The following is a 20,583-nucleotide window of genomic DNA, read 5'->3' on the forward strand; positions in this document are numbered from 1 at the left end:
GCTATTATTTTGACAGGTTACTGTTATTATGCAAGTCTTCGCCGATGTTGATCTGGCGATCGACAAGCTGCGCAATTAGCACCAGGAGTCCACCCACAGATCCTACTTTTGTTGATTCAAACTGGATCATCTCGCCATCTCCGTCGAATCGGCTCACGCTCCATCCGCTGTGGTTGGCGCGTTTCCATGCAAGCAGGTCATCCTTATCGTTGACAAGCAGTCGACCACCGTCATCGAGCGGAATCTCGATCGACTCGCAGCCGCCGCCAGTGTCGGCGATGCTAGCGTCATAGCCATGCTGGGCGAGCGTGCGTAGCACGTCGGCATATTCAGCTTCGACGCTGCCGCTTCGTTCATCCTGAGTTTTCATTGTTTTGTCCATATTGAGTTGTCCCCGCTTACTCGGATGACACCCATACCCGTAGTATTAGTTGCATCCGTTGCTTATTATAGAACACAATGCGAACTAATACTACGGGTCTCTGTAACTCTTAGTCGTAGTTGTTTACTGTTATTGGTGAATGAATGCGAAAGAAGCTCGTGCCCTCCGATCGTTTGGCAAAAATATTGCCGCTCTTCGGCGCGCCAGTGGATTGACGCAGGAGCAACTTGCCGAACGATCAGACCTGGCGGTTGCTACGATCGCTTCGATCGAACAAGGCAAGCGCTGGGCCAGATTGACAACCCTGCAACGACTAGCCAACGCGCTACGCGTGACAACGGCTGAACTACTCAACCGCTTGTAGCCCCGCAGACACCGGCTATCCGAGCGGGTTCCATCCTGCCCATGGCCGCGGCCCGCGTTCCCCTCGGATGCACGCCAGCCGATGAAGCGCCTGCCCCTGGTAGGCGGGATCTGCTGTTGCCGTTTGCGCCGCCATCGTGGTCATCCGTAGTTCCCGGATGTCCCGCAGCAGCTCGAACCCCTCCCAGGTGGCGACATCATGGCCGTACACCTCGCAAAACGCGGCGTATTGCTCTGCGGTGATCCATCCGAACGAACTGTGCTTGATCGCCGTGTGCACCAGATCCCACTCCGGTGGTCCGACCGATGTCCGCTCCAGATCGAGGAGGACGGCCTTCCCGCCTTCCATCGCGGCGACGTTGCCGATCCAGGCATCACCGTGGATCACACACCAGGGAAGGCCGTCCGGAAGCGACTCCCACCGTTGCCGGAGATCGGCCAAATGTTCTTGGAGCCAACGTCTATCGGGATCAGACAGGGTGTGGGCGGCACTGATCCGCTCGTCCAGTCGCACGAACGGCGCGATTCTCCCGAGGTTAAGTTCGGTGGGAATCGGCAGATGGTGGAGCTGCTTGAGCAGGGCAGCGACCTGCGTCGGGGTGCCATGATGATGCTGCGGTAGCTCGCGCCAGAAGGTAATCGCGTGGCCTTCGACCTCGACGGGCTGGTCGACATCAGGAACAACCTGCACCGCTGGAACGCCGGATTGCTGCAACCAGCGAGCCACGTTGACCTCACGCCGCGCTGCATCCAATTGCCCCGGGCGACTCACCCGAGCGACAACCGATCCTGGCAGCCGGTAGATGGCATTCTCGCTCACCTGAATCGGTTCGGCATGGTCCACGTCCAGGCCGACCGTGGTGCCGGCCGAACGCACGATCGCCAGCCAATCGGTTCCGGTCACGTCCGTCATGCGGAAACCAGCGTGCTGTCGATCTGCGAGCGCAGTTCATCAACCTCCGTTGTTTGGGCATGTGGCTGGGTGAACATGCGAAGCTCACGCAGATCATCCGCCGCCCGGCGGGAACGAAGGTGTCCAGCGTCGCCGAGCGCAGTCTGGCCGAAGGAGGCAGCCTCTACCGGATCGCCAGTGGCCATGGTGAGCGACGCCAGCTTGATGCCAGATATCGCCCGCGAACGAACGAAGGCGTCGGTGTGTCCGGCAACGGCAATCTCCAATCGTTGCCGTGCCTCACCGACGAACCGACCTTCGAGTGCCACATCGAATAGGGCATGCCCGGTATCGCCGGAGTGCTGGGCATGGTCGTAGTAGGCCATCCAGGGCGGGTCGTTCTCCGGCGCCGCCTGCGCGAACTCCTCGTCAGCTTGTCCAACCGCTCGCACGGCTTCGTCGGTGCGGTGCAGTTTGGCCAGCGCTCGGGCTCTTGCCGCGTGCAGCATGGCCCGCTCCGTCGCCGTCAGTCGATCAGCCCGGACCATAGCCAGTTCGATGAAGGTGAGCCCATCGTCGGGGTGCCCGCACCAGATGGCCTGACGAGCCATTGACGACAACACCTTGCCTCGAAGGTGCCAGTTGCCGACCTCTTCGGCGCAGGTCAGCCCGAGCTGAAACATGCTGCGGGCATCAGCGTGCGAGTAGGCATCGAAGGCCATGAACCCGGCCGTATGTCCGAGGAACCCGACCGCGCTGTGCAGGTCCATGCGGTGCTTCTCGGCACAACTGGCACCCAGCAAGTTCACGGCATAGCGCAGCTGGGCCGAGACCGCTTCTCGAACCAGGCCACCGCCGTAGGTGTGATCCCAGGAGCTGAACTCGCGCGCGGCAGTTCGCACCTGCTCGATTTCTGCCAGGCCGACCGTCGACGGGACAGGCGTTGGTTCAAGCTGGGCCAGCAAATCCAGTAGCGGCTGTTTGGTCGCGACCGCCGCAGTGACGCCCAGCGCGGCGCGAACAAATTCCTGGCGTTTCACATCACCGAGCGTAGCGCCGGACTTTGCTGGCAGCTTGAACCAAAGCAGCTCGGGCGGCACTTCCAGCGCCTCCGCCCAACGGATCAGTTTCGACAGTTGCTCGGGTGCTGGCCCCTTCTCGATACGGCTGAGTTGGGCCTGGGTGAGGCCAAGCCAGGTGGCAACCAGCTCCTGCGGCAAGGGCCGATGGTGAAATGGGTGCGTGCGGTAGGCGAAGATCACCCGGCCCATGTGCCAAGTGGCGAGCGCATCGCGCATCTGATCGGTTTGCCAGAAGGCTGGTGGTACCGGCGACGGCTGCTGTCGTTCATTCCGGAGCGCGATTTCGCATGGCGCGCAACGCGATTCAAGATTGTACCGATTGAGCCTGCTCCCACAACGAGCGCAGTACCGCTCTGTCTGGGGTCCCCGCGTCATGATGGCCGCTCCCGGGTTTTCCTGGGTCTTCTCGCCGTTTCGCCTTGGTCGCGTGACCCTACCAGCGCTTGACAGGCGACGCTATACGTTTCATACATACCCCGAATACCCCCTTGTCGTGGCCCTTTTCACCCCAGAAACCGACCCTTGGGCGGGTCACGAAAACCTTGCCGAGGAAAGGGGTAGGCCGTGGCGTTGTCCCTAGTAGTTCCCATCTTTGGTCCGCCAGCAGCGGGCAAAACGACGCTGACGATGCAGCTCGGATCGGCACCTGGGCGCCGGGTGTTCCGACTGCGGGAGCATGTCTCGCAGGAGGTGCTGGCCGCAACGGCGGTTACGCCGGAGCAGTTGGGGTGGATCGACGACTACACCGTCGCCGCAGCACTCCGCTCCTACTTCGAGACCGTCAATGCGGACCCGACGGTTCAGGCAGTGCTGCTCGACAATTTTCCCGGTTCCGCGGCGCAGGTTGATCAGCTGCTGGCGATCCTGTCGTCGCTGACGCCCTGCCACATCGAAGCCATCGAAGTGGTGACCGACGTCAAGACGCTCCGGCAGCGCGCCCGGAACCGGAAGGTCTGCCATCGCTGCGAGCGTGACCCGATTAACGATCCCCGCTTGCCGGCGATCCCGAGTGATGCCGACCCGTGGCAGTGCGGCCGGTGCGGGGGCCTGCTGCATCCCCGACGCGGCGATTCACCGCGGCTGTTCAAAGCGCGTATGCAGCGCTACCACCAGGCGGCAGTCGGCATCCGCGATGGCTTCGCCCGTGCCGATGTCACCCTCACCCAGCTCGACACCACCAACACCATCGACGGGGCGGCGAATCTGCTTGCCCCGCTGCTTATTTCCGGAGTGCACCACGATGACAACCGTTGATCTGCCTACCCCTGGCCTGCGAGCCAACGGCGACCGCTATGGCCATGCCCGCATGCCCCGTGGTGCCGACGTTCCTGAACCGGACCGGATTGACCGCGTCGCGTACGGCCGGTTCCGCAACGTCTACCTCTACATCACCGAAGCGTGCCAATTGCGCTGCGAGCACTGCTACATGGGTGAGCGGCTGGACCGCGCGCTCAAGATGCCCTTGCCGCAGATTGTGGACACCCTGACCACTTGGCGGCGGATGGGCGGTGACAAGCTGACCATCCTCGGTGGCGAGCCGACGCTGCACCCGCACTACTGCGAGGCGATTCGTCTCAGTCGGAAATTGGGCTACAAGCACGTCATCACCACGACCAACGCCCAGAAGCCCGCGCTCAAGAAGTTCCGCAAGCTCGAACCCGAGGATTTCGCCTACATCCAAGTCAGTTTGGACGGGGGTAGCGGCGACAGCCACGATGCGATCCGTGGTGCGGGGACCTTCACCCAGGCGCTGGAAACCACCGCCGAACTGACCCGCCGCGGTTTCGACACCCGCATCATCTGCACGGTGAACAAGGCAAACGAGCAGGACGTGCTGCAACTGCTCGACATTGCCGATCAGCTCGGGGTCAGCCTGGTGAAGTTCCATGTCTTCTCGACCATCGGCACCGGGCACGGCAACTCGGAGATGGCCATGAACCCGCGGGAGTGGGTCGAGTTCTGTGACGACCTGAACGTTGTCGCACCGCAGTACAAAACGCGGGTGTGGTACCAGCCGACCTATGCCCGGCGTGACCAAATGGAGCGCTACGCCGCCGAGGGCTACCAGGGGTGCATCGGCCGGACCCTGGATCGCATCTCGATCTTCCCGGACGGACGCTGCTACGTCTGCTCCTACCTGTTCGACACCGAGCTGCACTTCGCCCAGATGGTCGACGGTCAGGTGCAACTGAACCACGGGGTTAATGAGTTCGACCTGTTCACCAGCGCGCTGGCCGAAAGCTCTTGCGGCGGCTGCAAAGCCAGTGCCTGTCAGGGTGGCTGCCCGGCCGAGGAACTGGTGATGGGCAAAGCGTCTTGTGCTGCCTACGACGACATCGTGCCGGTCTGCCGGTTGTGGAAATCCAGCGCCAAACCCGAAAGCGAGTCTGCCTGATGGACGCCATGGACACCCTGGTCGAGAAGCTTCGCGACCTGGATTGGAACGACATCGACGCCGTCGAAACCGCCTGCATCGAAGTACTCGACATCTTGGTCGAGGACCCCAGCATCGTGCGCGGTCGAATCACCGTCCTGCCCACCAGGCCGGAGTTGTTCACCCTGTGCGAGCACTACGACATCCTGGACAAGCTGGTGCTGCACGATGACGCCGAGGCCGGCTTCCGCGTTCGATTGCACATCTTCCTGCCCGGCTACTTCGACCGGCCACACAATCACCGGTGGAGCTACGCCAGCCGCATCCTGCGCGGCCAGTACCGGCACTACCTGTTCGGCAACGCTGAAGTGGATGAGCATGTCGATCCGGCCAAACTGCCGGTGCTCCAGGCACGGGAGGAACTCGTCGGCTCCAGCTACGCCTTGCACCACTCGATGGTGCACGCCGTGGTAGCCGAGCCCTACACCGCCTCGTTGGTCATCCGTGGCCCGGCTGTCAAGGATCGCTTCCTGGTGATGGACCGCCTGACGAACGAAGCCTGGTGGCAGTACGGGGCCAGGCAGGAAACCGAAGAAGACGCCGAACGGAAGCGGATGACGCCCGAACGCCTCGACTGGCTGATCGGGCAACTGGACGAGTGGAAACTGTTCTGAACTGCGCAAACGATCAAGATCGACTGTCGGTCCCTCGGATTACGCTCTGCCCGTGAGCACACAGAGCACGAAGAAGTGCAAATACTGCAATGGGCCGGTCCGCTACGTCGATAGCCCCATCGAAGGCCACGGCGCTGGCGAACCGGCTCGGGTGGACCGGATGTATCACTGCCTACGCGGCTGCGACATGTCGCGCCTCACGGGCGAGTGCGGTCATGACATGCATCGGATTAGCTAGCGTAGCGTGACTGCTGACGCTGGAGACCACCGCCAGCGACGACGGCCTCCAGCTCCGCCAGCGTCGGCAGTGGGGCACTGTGGTGTCGTGCGCACCGCAGTGCCCCACTCGCCGACCCGAGCACCATACTGCTCGCCATCGACCACCCCTCCCGCAGGCCATAGAGCAGCCCGCCTGAGAACGCGGCGCCAGCGCAATGGGTATGCCGCACCGTCACCGGAAAGGCAGGCGCGGCAACTTCGTCCGTGCGGCTCACAGCTACCGCACCATAGGCTCCAGCCGTCACTACCGCCCAGGCCGCGTTGCTTTCCGCCAGCAGTGATCGGGCGACGGTGAACGCTTCGGCGTGGACGCTGTCATCGACGTTGGTTTGCACGAGCAGCTTTTCGTAGCCGGCCGCCGCGGACCGAATCCCATCCGACAGCGGCGATCCGCCGAGGTTAACGAGCACCGGCACCTGCGCCGCACGCGCCGCTTCAATCACTCGCACCGCCGCTGTCTCGATGAGCTGGTAGGCATCGAGGTACACGAACGATGCCGTGGCGATCGGTGACAGGTCGACAGCGGCGAGCTGCTTTACCACCCCCGGCAGATGCGCGAACCAGGTCCGGGTGTGGTGCTGATCAGCAATCACCACGATCCATGGCGTGACGACTCCGGGATGGGACACGGCGGTCGCCGTAACATTGCGGCGCCGCAGCCAGGTTCGGACAATCCGGCCGTCCTCATCGTCACCAATATCGTTGGCTACGAGAGTGGTTGGCGCATCCAATGCCGCTAGCGCCGCCGCGGCCATCGGACCATCGGCAGCGATGGACTGCTCGGTGGCCCGTACCTCGGCACCGTGGTTGGCAACCGGAAACAGCGGCACGCTCCAAAGTTCGGCCAGGGCAAGGTATGAAACACAGACGATCGGGCCGTCAGCACATGCCGCCATCACGACTACCAGCCGTAGACCGAGAAAGGTGTGCTCTTGGCGATGTGCTGCATGGCTGTGCTGCAGTAGTCAATCATATGGTCGGGCAGGGCATCTGCCGCGAACCACTCAAGCGCGCTGCACTTGTCCGGCTCCAGGTTGGTGGGTTCACCCTGCCAGCTGCGCACGGTGAAGAAGAACGCCATCCGGCCGCCCGAGGACGAGTTGTGCATGATGTGGCTGAACTGCACATCAGCCGGAGCGATCGTCACGCCGATCTCTTCTTCGGCTTCACGGATCAGAGCGTCGATGACGGATTCGCCGGCCTCAAGGTGGCCCGAGGGCAAATGCCATGCCCCATCTTCGAATCCGGTGTTCTGACGTTGACCGAACAGCACCTCGTTGCCGCGGCGCAGCAGCAGATGGACATCGCCGGTGACCTTGTGACGCTGGGGCTTGGTTTCGTGACTGGATTCAGTCGTGACGCTCATACGGGCGCATTCCCTTTCACCTGGATTATATCGCTGACCTGGACTTTTACCGAACTTCGGGGTGACTCACGCCGAGCCTAATCCCTTCGTGACGTCCGGCCTATACGCCGGACGCATAACGCGGCGAGCCAACGCGGTATAGCCCCTGACCAGGGGTTACGCGAATTCTGGACCGCACCAGCCCGCCGGACAACGGCCAAACCGCAAGGGAGGCAACCGGAATGAGCAGCAGGCCGCGTCACATTCACATCGAAAGCGGTGCCCTCACGCTCGACTACCAGGCGAGCGCCGAGCAAGCCCAAAGCGTGGCGAACGAGCTGACCAGCAGCGGCTACGCCGACCTGCAGCTGGTGGTGACCATCGACGACAACGTTCCTGATGGGTTGCCTCTGTTGCCTTGCGCGGAGCTGTGGGAGTGAGCGCCACAGGAAGGAGCCGAACATGTCGTCACATCCCGGGCGGCACAGGACCTTTGTGCAAGCTGACGGCAAGCTGGCCGAGTTCATGTGCCAGGTGTCCTTGATGGAGCTAACCGTCGAACGTGCCCGAGAGCTTCGGTACATCCACCGGTTTCACCATCCGGACGAGTGCATCGTGCACTTGGAGGCCGCGTATCTGTTGCTTATGAGCGAAGACGACTGCTGAGTGGAATGTCGGCCTCCCTCGTCATGATCCTGTGGCCTGCTTCGGTGTTCTTCACGGCGGTGCTGAGCTTCCGGGTTGGTCGGTGGTGGCAGTCGGTTCGGACGGAGAACCGTCACACTGTCGCGTTCATGCGGCGTCACAGTGACGCTACGGATTCGACTGACGCTTCAGGCGACGGCAACGGCGATGACGGTTCCTGGCTGCCGAGGCCGCCGGCATCGGCGCCGGAGGAGTGGATGGAAGATCAAGCGTGCGGGGGCTATTCGGATGATCCGCAATCCGAGATGGAGGCTGCAACCCACCCGATAGAACAGGTGCTGGCCAAGGGCAAAGCTGGACGATGGTGGCGGGAGGATGAGGACACGGCGGTTTTGCCGCGGTTGCAGGACATCCGGCCTCCGCTGCGGGCGACGCCGATACGTCGGCCGCCTTGGGTGTGAAGAAGGCGTGGCGATAATCTACCGTGACTTAGATCGGCCATCGAAAGACAGAGGCGCTACTGCGTTGCAATGCGAGATTCGTTCATCGTCATTGTGCGGACACTAAGAGCGATGCTGGGTCATTAATCAACTCCTCGTCAATCATTGCAACAAATCTAGACCTCGGTTGATCCATGTCAATCAAATCGACGCGATCGATCCGATTGAGAAACTTTCTGTACAGTTCATCAACTATCGCTTCATCACGCGCAAGCCCAAGCTTATCATGCAAGTATGTTAAGACGAGAGCTGCGTTGTTCGCGGTACGTTCATCTTGATATACATCCTGGGCCGAGAAGAAAATACGCCTTACAGCCTCGACTGACGAAGCATTGAAATTGTCACGCAGTATCGACCCAGTCAAATGCAGCAGCTCTATTCTATTTACGACATGCGGGTTGTCGTTCGTGGTCTCTAGGAATTTCGTGAGATCCCCATAACCAAGAAACCGAGCGAGCTCGTCCTCTTCTCTCCCGGTGTGCAGCTTGAGCCATTCTTCAACAGCTAGGGCTTCCGCATATAATTCTAAAGATTCCCGCCTAGAGCCGGAGCTCATCAACATTACCGCGCCCGAAATGAAGTTGTTGCGTGCGACTACCGCGTTTTCAATGCCATCAGGGATCAGTAACCAGTACATCCAGGCTCGCGTCAGAACGAAATTCGCTTCAGCTGGTATCGTCATACGAGGAACCAGATAATCTAGCTCCGCTGTCGCAACGTTTCTCCACTTATCAGCGCGTTTGCCGTCACCGAGAAGGGCCGCACACTCCATGCCATTACGGGCAATCTCAAGCTTTTCAGCGGTTGTCAAGTCGTGCCGATCCAGCATGCGCTCAAATATTCCCTCGGCGATCCGGAGGTGTCCAAGCTGTTTATAGGCGAAGGCGCGTGCCATCATGAGCACATACACATCGTATTCTGTCACGTCCGGCCTCTGTGCCACTTGTTCACAATATATATCCTGCCATGCTATGTAGCCTTTATAGTCGTATGCTGCGCTACAAGACAGGTACTTCGACTCTACATGATTGGCAACAATCGTGGTACGGGTATGGCGAATCCTGGTCCCATTATTAATGGCACTCTGCCGTGACATCTCTCCGGAACGATACAGATCGAAACCCCACGCCGACCGTTCCAGTGGATGGAAGCATTGCAATATAGCGTCATCGTAGCGAGCCATGAAAAGAACCAGGGCTATATAATGAAGCGCATCGCCGCGTTGATTCAACCCGTACCGTAAGTCGGCCGCAGCGATATTCAAGAGCCCATCATCGAATCGTCGGAATTCGTCGGCGTGTATAGAAGTCACTACGCGCAGTAAGACCGGCGACCATGCAGCACTCGCAGCAACCATTCGATGTGGCAAGCGAAGATAGTTTGGCGGTTCACGGGATTCGCGTTGCTGCACGTACGCGTCAATACCAGCGACGTAGACGTCCCAGCGGTATTTCTTGCCAACTTCCCGAAAAAGTCGAAGCGTAACGCCGTGAACGACGATGTCTTCCGGATTTACCTTGACAAGAAACCGGGATTGGAGGATGCGCATCGCAACGATAATGAATGATGCGCTAAGCGGTTCCATGCATCTTTTCTGCACCAAACTTGCGACGATATCAGCGACGACCGCTCTAGAAATAGTTGTCTGGTCCAGATGGGCAAGTGTAGCTAGGCATAGAGTAACAACCGCGTTTTCGTTCTCGATGCGAGAAAAATAGCGTTGGTACAGTTTATGAACAGATCGCTCATCCGTTCCTGCGGTCTCCAAGAGCCTTACCGCCTCAATTTCGACGCATTCGCTCATCTCATCGAGAGACATTTCTGCTTCCGAGAACATGCCAAGACAGTCCACGATAATCCGAGGCTTTCGCCCGACAGCGGCAGCGAAGCGCTGCGCTTCCTCCTCGGTCGCGGCCGATCGGAATGACTTTACTATTTGGACCGCCACATCCGAGGTTGGTGGATCGACTTGTATTTCTGAGTGTGTAATATTCTTAGGGATAATCCGTTCCTCGGCAGTCACTATCGTTCGGTGACTTGCTAGTACAAGCTCTCTTATGGACAACCAGTCGGAAGCGTTGTCAATCAGCAGCACAGATAGGGGTGACAGTGATTGAAGAAACTCCGCAAATTTCTTGGTAGTAGTTGCCATGTCGATCTTAGATGATGCCAGGTACTGACTCATCGAGTTTAGAAGAGCATATTCAGAAGAAGCATCCACCGCCACCTTCTTAAAGATCTTCGATTCAGGCTGCTCTTTGAGTGTCTCGATCGCGATGGAGGATTTTCCGTTGCCGCTATCACCCGCTATTAGGAGAACCCGACCCTTGCCATTGATCCAGCGCCTTAATCGGTCCTGCTCCTCGAAGCGCTGGAAAAACGGCAACTCTACTGGTACAAGCTCGGTCGGCGCGAGCGGATCTGCGGCATTACTGGAAGATTCTTCCCATGCGCGCTTGAGCTTTTCTTCTGCCAACAATTCGAGCAGCCGGGTGGCTAGATGCGGTCGAGCTTTCTCGACGTATCGCTGCACGCTACGCAGCGACGGTGCTTTGCCATCAATCTTCGCACAGAAGTCGGACGACTTAATATTGAGGTATTCCGCCTTCTTTTTGCCATCAATAGCGCCCCCTAAATCTTCTTTTTGGAGGTTCAGTCTAAGCCACAATATTTGTCTCCAGGTGGCTTGTGTTTCACCCAGACTCGGCTCATTGGGATCGGTGCAGAGGCTTCCGTCGAACTCATCTCCAGCCGCTTTCCGTAACACCGCTATTATAGCGTCATAATATTGCCCCGGACCCCATAGGTCGGGGCGAAGATACTCAACGACTTCGGTCAGGTGGCGTAGATTGTCGGGATCAGAAGTATCGCCAGTCTCAAATATGCGATCTTGAAATAGCTCTTGGGCCGCCTTACGATCTGCTGGCAGCTTTCCGATCTCCTTGGTCAGCGTGGCCACCGGGTCGTCGGCCGAATCGATGTACATGAGGGCATCGTACGGGCTCGCAGCTTGTCCGGATAGCTAGAATGAGGACGAATGCCGATTAGCCTACTCTTCGTAGCCGAGCGACCGATAGTCATGTAAGAACCAGTCACGAATGTCAGGGCGCACCCATTCGCTATGGGCAATGTTATATACAATCTCTGACACATCGCCTAATCGGTCGGCGGGATTATTGTGATGGTTGCGCATTATTCTCAACAAATGGCCTGCGGTAATCAATATATGCTCGTTATCGCCGTTTGCATGCTCTACTCTAAGAAGATCTTTCAGTTGGTAGGTGCTTAATTCCTGTTTTAGATCTTGCAGAGGCGAAGTTTCGTCACTCGCCATGCTATACAGAACTTCCCGCGCCTTTTCCGTGTCTTTATATACTAAAGCAGTAAGACCGTGCTGCATATCTGATGCAATACCGTCCGCACCCAAATCATAAATCTTCGAATGCATTGGATCTTCATCGGGAAGACTGGCGATGACGTCTGTCACGGTGTGGAAATAGACGATCTGCTCCGCCGTAAGCGAAGACAAATCAACTCCCGGAGGTGCTCGCTCGGGTAGTTCACGTTCAGGCAGCGGCGGTGTTGGTGGAAATTGCTCTGACATATCTAATACGCTGAACATATATAAGCACAAATTATATGGAAATTCAAATAATTTCTGCCTAGCTTCCGTTGAGCAAGTCGCATGGCGGGAATGTCGGGCAACGGAGTACCCCGCCACTTCAATTGGCGGGGTACGTGGCGGGGATGTCGTATCGCACACCGGGGACGTCTTGGCATTGTGGATGTATCAGGTTCAGCTTCGAATCTGACCCCGGCGCTCCGCTATTGGCGCAGCACACGTTCCTTGCACAACTCCACAGTGTGAACCTCATAAACCATTTCGGGAACCTGCCCATGAACCATGTAAGGAGGTGCCCATCCGTGGGTACCAAAATGACCCCCGAAACCACCGGCCTGGATATGGCCGAGTCGCTGTATCCGGTCGTTCCGGAGAGTGATGACGTGAAGGTGGCGAGCGAAATCTTCGCCTTCGCCCATTCCCGTCTCAAGGAGTTGCGCCGGGATCTGGATTCGGTCCTGTCCGAATGCGAAGAAGTGGCCCCCTTCGCCGTGAGCCACACGAAGCGCCTCGGCGAACTCCTGACCAAGGCCCACATCGGCTGGTTCATCCACTGGCCGCACGAGTAGCTCCGACTTCAAGCCGTTCCGGGGGGCGCCAGGCTCGTCGCCTGGTGCCCACCCCATCCCCATTTGAACTTTCTGAAGGAAACCATGTCTCCACCCACCACCAGACGCAGCCACCGCCTGCACCGCCACATCACCGGCCTTATCGCCAGCGCGGCAACCCTGGCCGCTGTATCCGGCCTCACCGCCTGCGGTGCAGATCCCACCCCGACGCCTGCCCCCATCGTCATCGTTGCTCCGGCAACCTCGGCAGAACCCCTTCCGACCATCCCCAAACCTCTTGAGGCAGAACTCATCTCCTACGCCAACCTGGCCACGAAGCCCGGCGACGCCATCGTCCGCATCGTCACTTCGGTCGACGGTCCAGTCATCGAGAGAGACTTGACGCCCCTGCGCGGCAAGGACGTCGAACACGGTAGTGCCAAGGATCGCAAGATCCGCGAGAACATCGCGACCCTGAGACAGGATCTCGCCGCCCTTCAGGCCCCGGCACCCGGGTTGGATGTGGCTGGGCCGCTCGACGCCGCCAGCCAGTATCCCGGCTCTCGCATTGTGGTGGTGTCCTCCGGCCTGAGCACGGTTGCCCCGGTAGATTTCACTGTTCTTGGCTGGAACTTCGACCCCGTCCAAGTAGCGGATTCCGTCCAGCGCCAGGGACGCCTGCATCTGACCGGCCACCATGTCACCTTCGCCGGCCTCGGCGTGACCGGCGGCAGCGTACAGCCTCGGCTGCCTGCCTACGGGCGTCGGTTGCTGGAAGACCTGTGGATGCAGATCTGCAAGAAGGCTGGTGCCGCTCGCTGCGACATCGCCGAATCCGAACCGGTGGCGGCACCACCGCGGGCAACCCTGTCCGTACCGATCGTGCCAGTGCCAGCTGTCTACACCGACGCCGACGGATGCCCGCGCTACACCCAGCTGGATGATCAAATCCTGCATTTCGCTCCGGACAGTGCCGCGTTGTCAGCCTCGGCCGATGAAGTGCTGCGCCCCCTGGTGGAATCCGCCAGACGCTGCCGAGTGCGGCAAGTGGATGTGATCGGGCACATCGCTTGCACGACACTCGACGGCCGCGACAGCAGCAACCTGTCTGGCCGGCGGGCCGATGCTGTGGCATCGCAGCTTGTCACCCTGGGCCTACCACCGAGCCTGCTGGGCCAGGTGGTTGGCCGCGGGGCGGACGAGCCGGTCATTCCCAACCTGACGCCCGATGGTCAGTTCATCGAGTCGGCGGCCGTGCTGAACCGGCGGGTGGAAGTGACGCTGTGGCAGTGACACACACGGCTCGTATTTCACCCTGAGCACCGCTGTATTCCTCTGCGCCACAGGGCTTATCGCTAGCCCAGGTGCCACCACTGCTGCCGGACTGCACCACTATTCCTCCACTTCCACCTCCTCCCCATCAACACCGAAGGAGTTCCTATGGCTCGTCCCTTGAACCGGAGAGCCCGGTCAACACCCAGAACGGCCAGCTCGTCACCGCCATCCCCGGCGTACAACCCGCCCCAGGTATCCAAAGCGGACGTGCGGACCGCACTACGCGGCCGGTCGTTGTCCCGGAGACAAGCTGCCCCGATCGTGTGGGCGTTGTTCCGGGAACAGCTGCGGATCAACAAGTCTCGCTCCGCCGATCGCGTGAGCTACCTGGAGGCCGAAGTCACCAGCGAAGGCATCCAGGCCGCCACCACAAGTCGGGATGAGGGTGTGGCCCGTCTCGGCACGCTCATTCAGCGGGCGGTGCAACTGAGGGGCACTATCGCCGTCGTGGAGGCCGACATGGCCCGTTTGGCAACCCGGCCCATCACGGGTGCCCATGACGAGCTGCTGACGGCCACGGAGGGCGAACAACGCCAGTCCGCCGTGGATACGCAGATCAGGAAAGACACCGTCTCCGGCAGTTTGAAGCATCGGCGGGTGCCGAAGGCCATCCGCCTGGCTGCGCTGCTGGTTCCGATCGTCGACCTGCCGGTGTTCACGTTGTTCGCCGGGGACATGTTCAACGTGGCATGGGACCAAGTAGCAGAAGGACGATCGCTCCTGCCCGCCATCACGTCTATCGTCTTCGGACTGCTCGCCACTGCGGGCTTGGCTTTGGCGCTTCATGTCGTGGGCTTCGATCTGCGCGGTACCAAGGATGCCCAAGGGCAGCCGAATCTGCCGAAGGGGCGCGGTGGTCTGGTGCCGCGGCTGCTGATCGTCGCTGCTGCATTGATCGGCATCGGCGCCAGCGTCGTGATGGGCTTTCGGGTGATCCGGGAATCCTTGGCCGCTGAGGTTGGCGTGCCCGGCGCGGTGATCCTGGGTCTGTTCTTCGCCTGCGTGGTAGCGGTGCTGAGTCTTGTGGTGGCCGTGGCGGTCTTCCGCGATGGTTCGGTGCTGACCGATGAACTGTCGCACCTGTCGCGGCAACTGCGACCCATACGGAAACAGCGGGAACGGCTGGAACGGAAGCGGGATGAACTCGCGAACCGGATTGACCTGCTCATCGCCAAGGGACAGCAGGTGCGGACGTTGACGAAACTGAAGATGGCCCGGCCCATTGCAGGAGCGGATCAGCTGCGCGCTACCGCCCGCTCCCTGCACCAGGGATGCGGCTGGGGCGTGGAATTCCTCCCGGCCCAGCGGGATTCGTTCGGGTTGTTCGCTCCCGCCACGCTGGTGGATACGTCAGTGCTGGACGAGCTGGTGGCGCGACTCGAAGGGTTGGCCGTGCGGCGGGATGTAGCCGAGGCCGGCGGCAGCGGGCCAGCGGGCAGCTCGGCTCACCCCGCCCCGAACGGACTGCCCACGCCCGCGATTGCAGGCGCGGCGGTGGCGGATCAGGCCACGGCTGGCGGCATCACCGACGCAGCAGCCTGATCAGTTCCGTTCCCAAATTTCACTTCTAGCAATTCCTGCGGTGCTGCCGTCATGCCAAAAACAGGCGGCAGCACCAGTAGGCACAACATTTAAGGAGCCGTTCAGATATGAGCGATACATTTAACTCGGGTCGGCATGAATCGAAACCTGATCCGCTGCCCTGGGAATTCGACGGCGGTATTCCCGAAGGTGACAATCCCGATGTCACACGCCACCTGGCGGAGTCGACGGTGGCAAAGCTCGTTGCCGTACTGCATGAGATTGTCGATATGAACGAGGTGCATTCCGAAATGGCACCGAGAACGGCAACAAAGGTGTCTACCCTCCTCATCGTCCTTGCCGATGAGGTACTGGCGTGGGTGCGCAGGTGGCAGGCATGAGCGGCCACGAACAGCCTGGACTCATTGACCGCCTGGTCGGGGTATGCCTGAAGGTGCTGGGCGCGGCTATCGCGCTGTACGTTGCGGTCTACCTGGTGCAGACAATTCTCTGGCCGTTGATCCTCATTGTCGGCGGTGGCGTATTGGTCTGGCTGGCGGTCGTTGTGATTCGGACACTGCGAGAACGCTGGTAGCCGATGTTCTAAAGCCTGTAGTCGTACTGTTCGCTTCGGTGTTGCGAAATTCTCTCATTTAATTGTCAGTTAATTTCTCATCCACATAGTGGAAGAGAGCGGCAGTGACAGACAGGGTGGGCGCGACTCGCGCCACTGCTCGTCATGGCCGCGAAATCATCAAAGGTAATTCTACGAAGGGGTGAAGTATGTCGAAGAACAACAAATTCAACTACCGGAGGCCGGAAAAGGGACGTAACCGGCCGAATCGGCCGAAGGGCCAGGAGCGTCGCATCACGGTGCGCAGTGTCCGGAAGACGGCACCGGATCTTCGTCTGCTGGGCCGAGCCGCGATTGCAGCGGCGCTCGCGGACGCGTCGGCTGATGATGCCATCCAACCGACCGGCAACACGAAGGCGTCGCCCACCGCCGAAACCGACACCACCCCTACTGCTCAAGCAGCTCAGCAGGAGATTGCCGATGACGAATGAGCAGCTCCCTCTACCGATCACCCCAACAACCATCCTGTGGCAGTACGTGTTCTGGCCGAGTCCGTTGACGGAAGCCGCGGCGGCAGGACTGCTGCGGCATTGGGCCGCCCAGCACCATCGCCCGAAGGTCATCGTCGAAGCCCGCGCCGATCAGGAGGGCATCCGCTTCCTGATCGGCACCCAGCGCCGTTACGCCGAGACACTTCGTCACAGCATCGAGCAGTTGGTACCCGGCAGCATGGTGACCGACGCACCGCAGGAGGGTCGGTCACCTGTACGAGCCTCGCGGCGATTGGGACTGTCCGCCACGGACTGGCCGCTAGAAGCGGCCGACCGGCTTGCTGCCGAACGTTCGATCTTGTCTGCCCTGACGGCGGTGGCCGAGGGGGAGGAGCTGGTTATCCAGATCGTGTTGGGGCACGGCCGCCAGCCTTCGCTGCCCTCGACGGAACGTCACGACACCAGCCAAAGCGTGCTGTCGAAGGTACTCATCGGCATCCAAACCGACGACCGTCCAGGTGCGACCCAGGCGGCAACGCGCAAGTTGGGCCAGCACGGTTTCTCCGCGACGGTACGGATCGGCGTGTCGGCGCCTGCGGCCGGCCGTCGGAAATCCCTGCTGCTGAACCTCGCGTCAGCCCTGGCCACGGTGAACTCATCCGGGGTGCAGCTGCGCCTTCAAACCGACTCGGTTGACCGCCTGAACCGTCCGCGTACATCCTTCTGGTCTTCGTTCGTTCCCGCCCCACATCTGAGCGTCCCGGAGATTACGCTGCTGGTGGCCTGGCCGATCCGGGAGAAGGATGACGTCTCGCTGCCCGGTGTGCCGTCGTCGCATCCCCGACCGATTCGACCGACCGCGGCAGTGCAGAGTGGAGAGCGAATCATCGCCTTGGCTAACGCGCCGGGTTCGTCAGGGACGATCGGTTACAACACAGTCGATTCGCTCAAACATACAGTCATCAACGGACCGACCGGCACCGGAAAATCAACGCTGCTAGAGAATCTGATCGTGGCCGATATGGAGGCCAATCTGCCGGTAGTGGTGATCGAGCCCAAAAACCTGATTGACGATGTCCTGGAACGGATTCCAGCGTCACGCCGTGATGACGTAGTGATCATTGACCCACTCAGTGACGCACCTGTCGGGTTGAATCCACTGGATCGTTCAACCGGCAGTGGCCGGGAGCACCTGTCGCCGGATGTCATCGCGGACAGCATGTTCGGCACCTTTCGTTCCCTCTATGGGGAATCGCTCGGCCCGCGGAGCGCCGACATTTTGCGTAATAGCCTGAAAGTGCTGGTGCGTCGGCCGGACGCCAGCCTGATCATGCTGCCCTTGATCCTGACCAACCCAGCGTTCCGGCGCCCGTTGGTGCAGGCCGCGGTGCGTGATGATCCGTTTTCCAGCGGGCCGTTCTGGCAGTGGTATGAGGGTATGACGCCCGAGGCTGCCGCGAATGTTGTTGCACCGCTGAGTAATAAGATTCGCCCCCTTCTGGATCGGCACCTTCGGGCGGTACTGGCCCAGCAGCGGCCCCGATTCAATACTCGTCAAGTGTTGAATGACCGCAAGATCCTGCTGGTGCCGCTCCAGAAGGGCATCATCGGGCCGGAAGCGTCGCAACTGCTCGCGGCCGTGGTGCTCTACGACCTTTGGCAAGCGATCTTGGAGCGGGTCAGCGTGCCCGAAGGGCTACGGATACCCACCATGATCTACATCGACGAGGTGCAGGAATTCCTCAATTTGCCAACAGATTTGGACGAAGCGCTGGCACTGTCACGCAGCCTCCACGCTGGGTTTCATCTGGCGCATCAGTATGAGAAACAGCTGCCTGCCCAGATGCTCAATGCCTTCCGGAACAACGCGAGAAATCGTGTCGCCTTCGCTCTCAGCGCAGACGATGCGAAGGCGACGGCTGCCGGGCAATCCGTTCTGACGCCAGAGGATTTCACGGCACTGCCCGCGCATCACGTCTACGCCCGCCTCGTCCGTAACAACACCTTGCAGCCCTGGGTGTCCGGGGTGACACAGGCACCACCTCCGGTAACGAGCGATCCAGAGGCAATCCGCCGACTCAGCCGGGAACGCTACGGTCGACCGATTCAGGAGATCGAGGCTGGATTCTCACGTCTGTTGGACGATCTGGGCGCGGATGGACGGGGTAACCGAACGCATCAGCGGCGGAGGCGGTCATGACCGAGTCCTGCCAACTCACCGCCGGAACCTGCCCAGCCGAATCGGGGTGCGGGATGGACCCAGCCGCCGTCTGCCCGCTGCTGCGACGCGATCATCTCGCTCACCACATCGGTGATCACTTCGCGTTGTCTTCCAGCCGTGCATCCTCGCCGGTGGGTGGCGAATCGGTCCGCGTTCGTGCAACGACTGATGCTGGTTTTTCTTCATCATCCCCTCGTCCCCACGGCCCCAGCAGGCCGATTCGTATCCGTCATGATGCGGCGGCGATCGGCGCGGCACTGAGCGAGCGAGACTGGGCGGTTTTACGCTCCGTGGACGAGTACCGGTTCCTGACCGTTCGGCAGCTGCACGATCTGCACTTCCACGAACTCAGCCCGAGTTCTGGACTACGAATTACCCAGCGGGCACTGGCCCGGCTACGGCAGTGGCGAGTACTCGGCACCCTCGAACGGCGCATCGGCGGACTGCGGGCCGGATCGAGTGGCCTGGTGCACTACGTCGACGTCATCGGTGACAAACTGCTGCGAGCTGAATCCGGCCGCACGGTGCGGCGGCGCTACACCACACCGAGTCGAACCTTTCTCGATCACACGCTGGCCGTGGCCGAAAGCCGCATCACACTGCTCACAGCTCAACTCCACGGCAGGCTGGAAGTGCTTCGCGCGGATGTGGAAACGGCGGCGTGGCGCACTTACCAGGGGCTCGGCGGTGCGCTGCTGACACTGCGGCCGGATCTGTACTTGGAAACCGCCGGATCGGTGGGCGGCGAGTTGGTGAGTACCTGGTTTCTGGAGCGCGACATGGGCAGCGAGAGCATCCCGACGCTGGTCAAGAAATCTCGGGAATACGAGAAATACCGCAGCACCGGCTTTGAGCAGGAAAAGAGCGGCGGTTCCTTCCCGCTGATCGTGTGGTGCATGACTGCTGCCCGGACTGTCACCGCCGAACAGCGACGCAGCGAACTGCGCGAGCGGATCGAACGCGATACCCGTCTGCCCGCCGAATTGTTCCGCGTCATCTCGCCGGACCAGCTCATCGAACTCGTTCAGAAAGGGGGTGATCTATGACCCGACCCGCACCGCTTCGGCGCTACAAGACGATTCTGGTCGATCCACCGTGGGATGTGCTCCAACGAGGCCACTACGGCGCCAGCGAGCACTATCCGTTGATGACGGTGGAGCAGATCAAGGCACTGCCGGTCGATGAGTTGGCCGACGCGGATGCACATCTCTGGCTGTGGGTCACCAACGCCACCTTGCGGCACGGCTTCGAGGTGATGGAGGCATGGGGCTTCACCTACCGGTCGCCGCTCACTTGGATGAAACCGCGCCTACAACTCGGCCAGTACCTCCGCAACATGACCGAACATGTGCTGTTCGGCACGCGGGGGCGAGCGTCGGTCAACTTCCGGGCGCAACCCACCTGGTTCATCGCCCCGGTTCAGGAGCACAGCCACAAGCCGGAAGAACAGTTCGCGATCATCGAAAGAATCAGCAGCGGGCCATATCTGGAGCTGTTCGCTCGACGCCACCAACCGGGGTGGGACGCATGGGGAAACGAAATCGACTCGGACATCGAGATTCCCGGCTACCCGGTGCCCTCGGATCGGAGCTTCCGATCGAGAGAAGCCGCATGAACACCAGGATCACGGTTCGGGCTGGCCCCGTGGGCAGGTAACGGAGTCGTCCTCGTCGGTGGAATGCGGCTGGTCGTTCGAGCGCCATACCGGCACTCACCAGTCGCACCTACCGAGGAG

Annotated in this window: 22 protein-coding genes; 15 read left to right on the forward strand and 7 right to left on the reverse strand. The window is 60.6% G+C overall.

Annotated features, from left to right (window positions below):
• Positions 1-4: 4 nt before the first annotated feature.
• Positions 5-370, reverse strand: coding sequence for a hypothetical protein (locus ACT89H_RS04340; RefSeq protein WP_445107136.1), 366 nt, complete (start codon positions 368-370; stop codon positions 5-7).
• A gap of 151 nt (positions 371-521) precedes the next feature.
• Here ACT89H_RS04340 and ACT89H_RS04345 point away from each other — a divergent pair, with 151 nt between their 5' ends.
• Positions 522-746: a helix-turn-helix domain-containing protein gene (locus ACT89H_RS04345; RefSeq protein ID WP_445107137.1), complete on the forward strand. Its 225-nt coding sequence runs from the start codon at positions 522-524 to the stop codon at positions 744-746.
• Positions 747-761: 15 nt separating this feature from the next.
• Here ACT89H_RS04345 and ACT89H_RS04350 read toward each other — a convergent pair whose 3' ends face one another.
• Positions 762-1,589, reverse strand: a complete 828-nt coding sequence (locus tag ACT89H_RS04350; protein ID WP_445107138.1) for a phosphotransferase enzyme family protein — start codon at positions 1,587-1,589, stop codon at positions 762-764.
• A 65-nt stretch (positions 1,590-1,654) separates the two neighbouring features.
• On the reverse strand, positions 1,655-2,935 hold the full coding sequence (locus tag ACT89H_RS04355) for a helix-turn-helix domain-containing protein (RefSeq protein WP_445107139.1): 1,281 nt from the start codon (positions 2,933-2,935) through the stop codon (positions 1,655-1,657).
• A 348-nt stretch (positions 2,936-3,283) separates the two neighbouring features.
• Between ACT89H_RS04355 and ACT89H_RS04360 the strand changes: the two genes are divergently transcribed.
• The 3 genes from ACT89H_RS04360 to ACT89H_RS04370 are packed head-to-tail and all read left to right on the forward strand — an operon-like array spanning position 3,284 to position 5,767.
• Positions 3,284-3,973 (forward strand): adenylate kinase family protein, encoded by a 690-nt coding sequence (locus tag ACT89H_RS04360; protein WP_445107140.1) that lies wholly within the window; start codon positions 3,284-3,286, stop codon positions 3,971-3,973.
• Positions 3,960-5,114: a radical SAM protein gene (locus tag ACT89H_RS04365; protein WP_445107141.1), complete on the forward strand. Its 1,155-nt coding sequence runs from the start codon at positions 3,960-3,962 to the stop codon at positions 5,112-5,114. Before ACT89H_RS04360 ends, ACT89H_RS04365 begins: the two co-directional genes overlap by 14 nt.
• Positions 5,114-5,767, forward strand: coding sequence for a hypothetical protein (locus ACT89H_RS04370; protein WP_445107142.1), 654 nt, complete (start codon positions 5,114-5,116; stop codon positions 5,765-5,767). The genes ACT89H_RS04365 and ACT89H_RS04370 overlap by 1 nt, the downstream gene beginning before the upstream one ends.
• Before the next feature lie 230 nt (positions 5,768-5,997).
• Here ACT89H_RS04370 and ACT89H_RS04375 read toward each other — a convergent pair whose 3' ends face one another.
• Together ACT89H_RS04375 and ACT89H_RS04380 are read right to left on the reverse strand one after the other, a co-directional pair.
• Positions 5,998-6,876, reverse strand: coding sequence for a carbohydrate kinase family protein (locus ACT89H_RS04375; RefSeq protein ID WP_445107143.1), 879 nt, complete (start codon positions 6,874-6,876; stop codon positions 5,998-6,000).
• Positions 6,877-6,947: 71 nt separating this feature from the next.
• Positions 6,948-7,412 carry an NUDIX hydrolase gene (locus ACT89H_RS04380; protein WP_195130261.1) on the reverse strand — a complete coding sequence of 155 codons (465 nt, stop codon included), beginning with the start codon at positions 7,410-7,412 and terminating at the stop codon, positions 6,948-6,950.
• Positions 7,413-7,633: 221 nt separating this feature from the next.
• On the opposite strand from ACT89H_RS04380, the gene ACT89H_RS04385 reads away from it, so the two are divergent.
• Together ACT89H_RS04385 and ACT89H_RS04395 are read left to right on the forward strand one after the other, a co-directional pair.
• Positions 7,634-7,831 (forward strand): hypothetical protein, encoded by a 198-nt coding sequence (locus tag ACT89H_RS04385; protein ID WP_445107144.1) that lies wholly within the window; start codon positions 7,634-7,636, stop codon positions 7,829-7,831.
• Between the two features lie 231 nt (positions 7,832-8,062).
• A complete protein-coding gene (locus ACT89H_RS04395) occupies positions 8,063-8,497 on the forward strand; it encodes a hypothetical protein (RefSeq protein ID WP_445107145.1) in 435 nt (144 codons plus the stop codon).
• A gap of 88 nt (positions 8,498-8,585) precedes the next feature.
• Here the strand turns inward: ACT89H_RS04395 and ACT89H_RS04400 are convergent, their stop codons facing one another.
• Together ACT89H_RS04400 and ACT89H_RS04405 are read right to left on the reverse strand one after the other, a co-directional pair.
• Positions 8,586-11,522, reverse strand: a complete 2,937-nt coding sequence (locus ACT89H_RS04400; RefSeq protein ID WP_445107146.1) for a P-loop NTPase family protein — start codon at positions 11,520-11,522, stop codon at positions 8,586-8,588.
• 63 nt (positions 11,523-11,585) lie between these two features.
• Positions 11,586-12,140, reverse strand: coding sequence for a hypothetical protein (locus ACT89H_RS04405; protein WP_445107147.1), 555 nt, complete (start codon positions 12,138-12,140; stop codon positions 11,586-11,588).
• A 320-nt stretch (positions 12,141-12,460) separates the two neighbouring features.
• Between ACT89H_RS04405 and ACT89H_RS04410 the strand changes: the two genes are divergently transcribed.
• The 9 genes from ACT89H_RS04410 to ACT89H_RS04450 all read left to right on the forward strand — a co-directional run bounded on the left by ACT89H_RS04410 (position 12,461) and on the right by ACT89H_RS04450 (position 20,463).
• The gene (locus ACT89H_RS04410; RefSeq protein ID WP_445107148.1) at positions 12,461-12,727 is read left to right on the forward strand and encodes a hypothetical protein; all 267 of its coding nucleotides are present in this window, start codon (positions 12,461-12,463) and stop codon (positions 12,725-12,727) included.
• 63 nt (positions 12,728-12,790) lie between these two features.
• On the forward strand, positions 12,791-13,999 hold the full coding sequence (locus ACT89H_RS04415; protein WP_445107149.1) for an OmpA family protein: 1,209 nt from the start codon (positions 12,791-12,793) through the stop codon (positions 13,997-13,999).
• 312 nt (positions 14,000-14,311) lie between these two features.
• A complete protein-coding gene (locus tag ACT89H_RS04420) occupies positions 14,312-15,583 on the forward strand; it encodes a hypothetical protein (RefSeq protein WP_445107150.1) in 1,272 nt (423 codons plus the stop codon).
• Between the two features lie 107 nt (positions 15,584-15,690).
• A complete protein-coding gene (locus tag ACT89H_RS04425; RefSeq protein WP_195035801.1) occupies positions 15,691-15,963 on the forward strand; it encodes a hypothetical protein in 273 nt (90 codons plus the stop codon).
• Positions 15,960-16,157, forward strand: a complete 198-nt coding sequence (locus ACT89H_RS04430) for a hypothetical protein (RefSeq protein ID WP_195035800.1) — start codon at positions 15,960-15,962, stop codon at positions 16,155-16,157. The genes ACT89H_RS04425 and ACT89H_RS04430 overlap by 4 nt, the downstream gene beginning before the upstream one ends.
• 188 nt (positions 16,158-16,345) lie before the next feature.
• Complete coding sequence (locus tag ACT89H_RS04435) at positions 16,346-16,627, forward strand: hypothetical protein (RefSeq protein WP_445107151.1); 282 nt, start codon at positions 16,346-16,348, stop codon at positions 16,625-16,627.
• Positions 16,617-18,827: a type IV secretory system conjugative DNA transfer family protein gene (locus tag ACT89H_RS04440; RefSeq protein WP_445107152.1), complete on the forward strand. Its 2,211-nt coding sequence runs from the start codon at positions 16,617-16,619 to the stop codon at positions 18,825-18,827. Before ACT89H_RS04435 ends, ACT89H_RS04440 begins: the two co-directional genes overlap by 11 nt.
• A 311-nt stretch (positions 18,828-19,138) precedes the next feature.
• The gene (locus ACT89H_RS04445; protein WP_445107153.1) at positions 19,139-19,894 is read left to right on the forward strand and encodes a replication-relaxation family protein; all 756 of its coding nucleotides are present in this window, start codon (positions 19,139-19,141) and stop codon (positions 19,892-19,894) included.
• Complete coding sequence (locus ACT89H_RS04450; RefSeq protein WP_445107154.1) at positions 19,891-20,463, forward strand: MT-A70 family methyltransferase; 573 nt, start codon at positions 19,891-19,893, stop codon at positions 20,461-20,463. The genes ACT89H_RS04445 and ACT89H_RS04450 overlap by 4 nt, the downstream gene beginning before the upstream one ends.
• The last annotated feature ends 120 nt before the right edge of the window (positions 20,464-20,583 follow it).

Source organism: Nocardia aegles, from assembly GCF_052545135.1.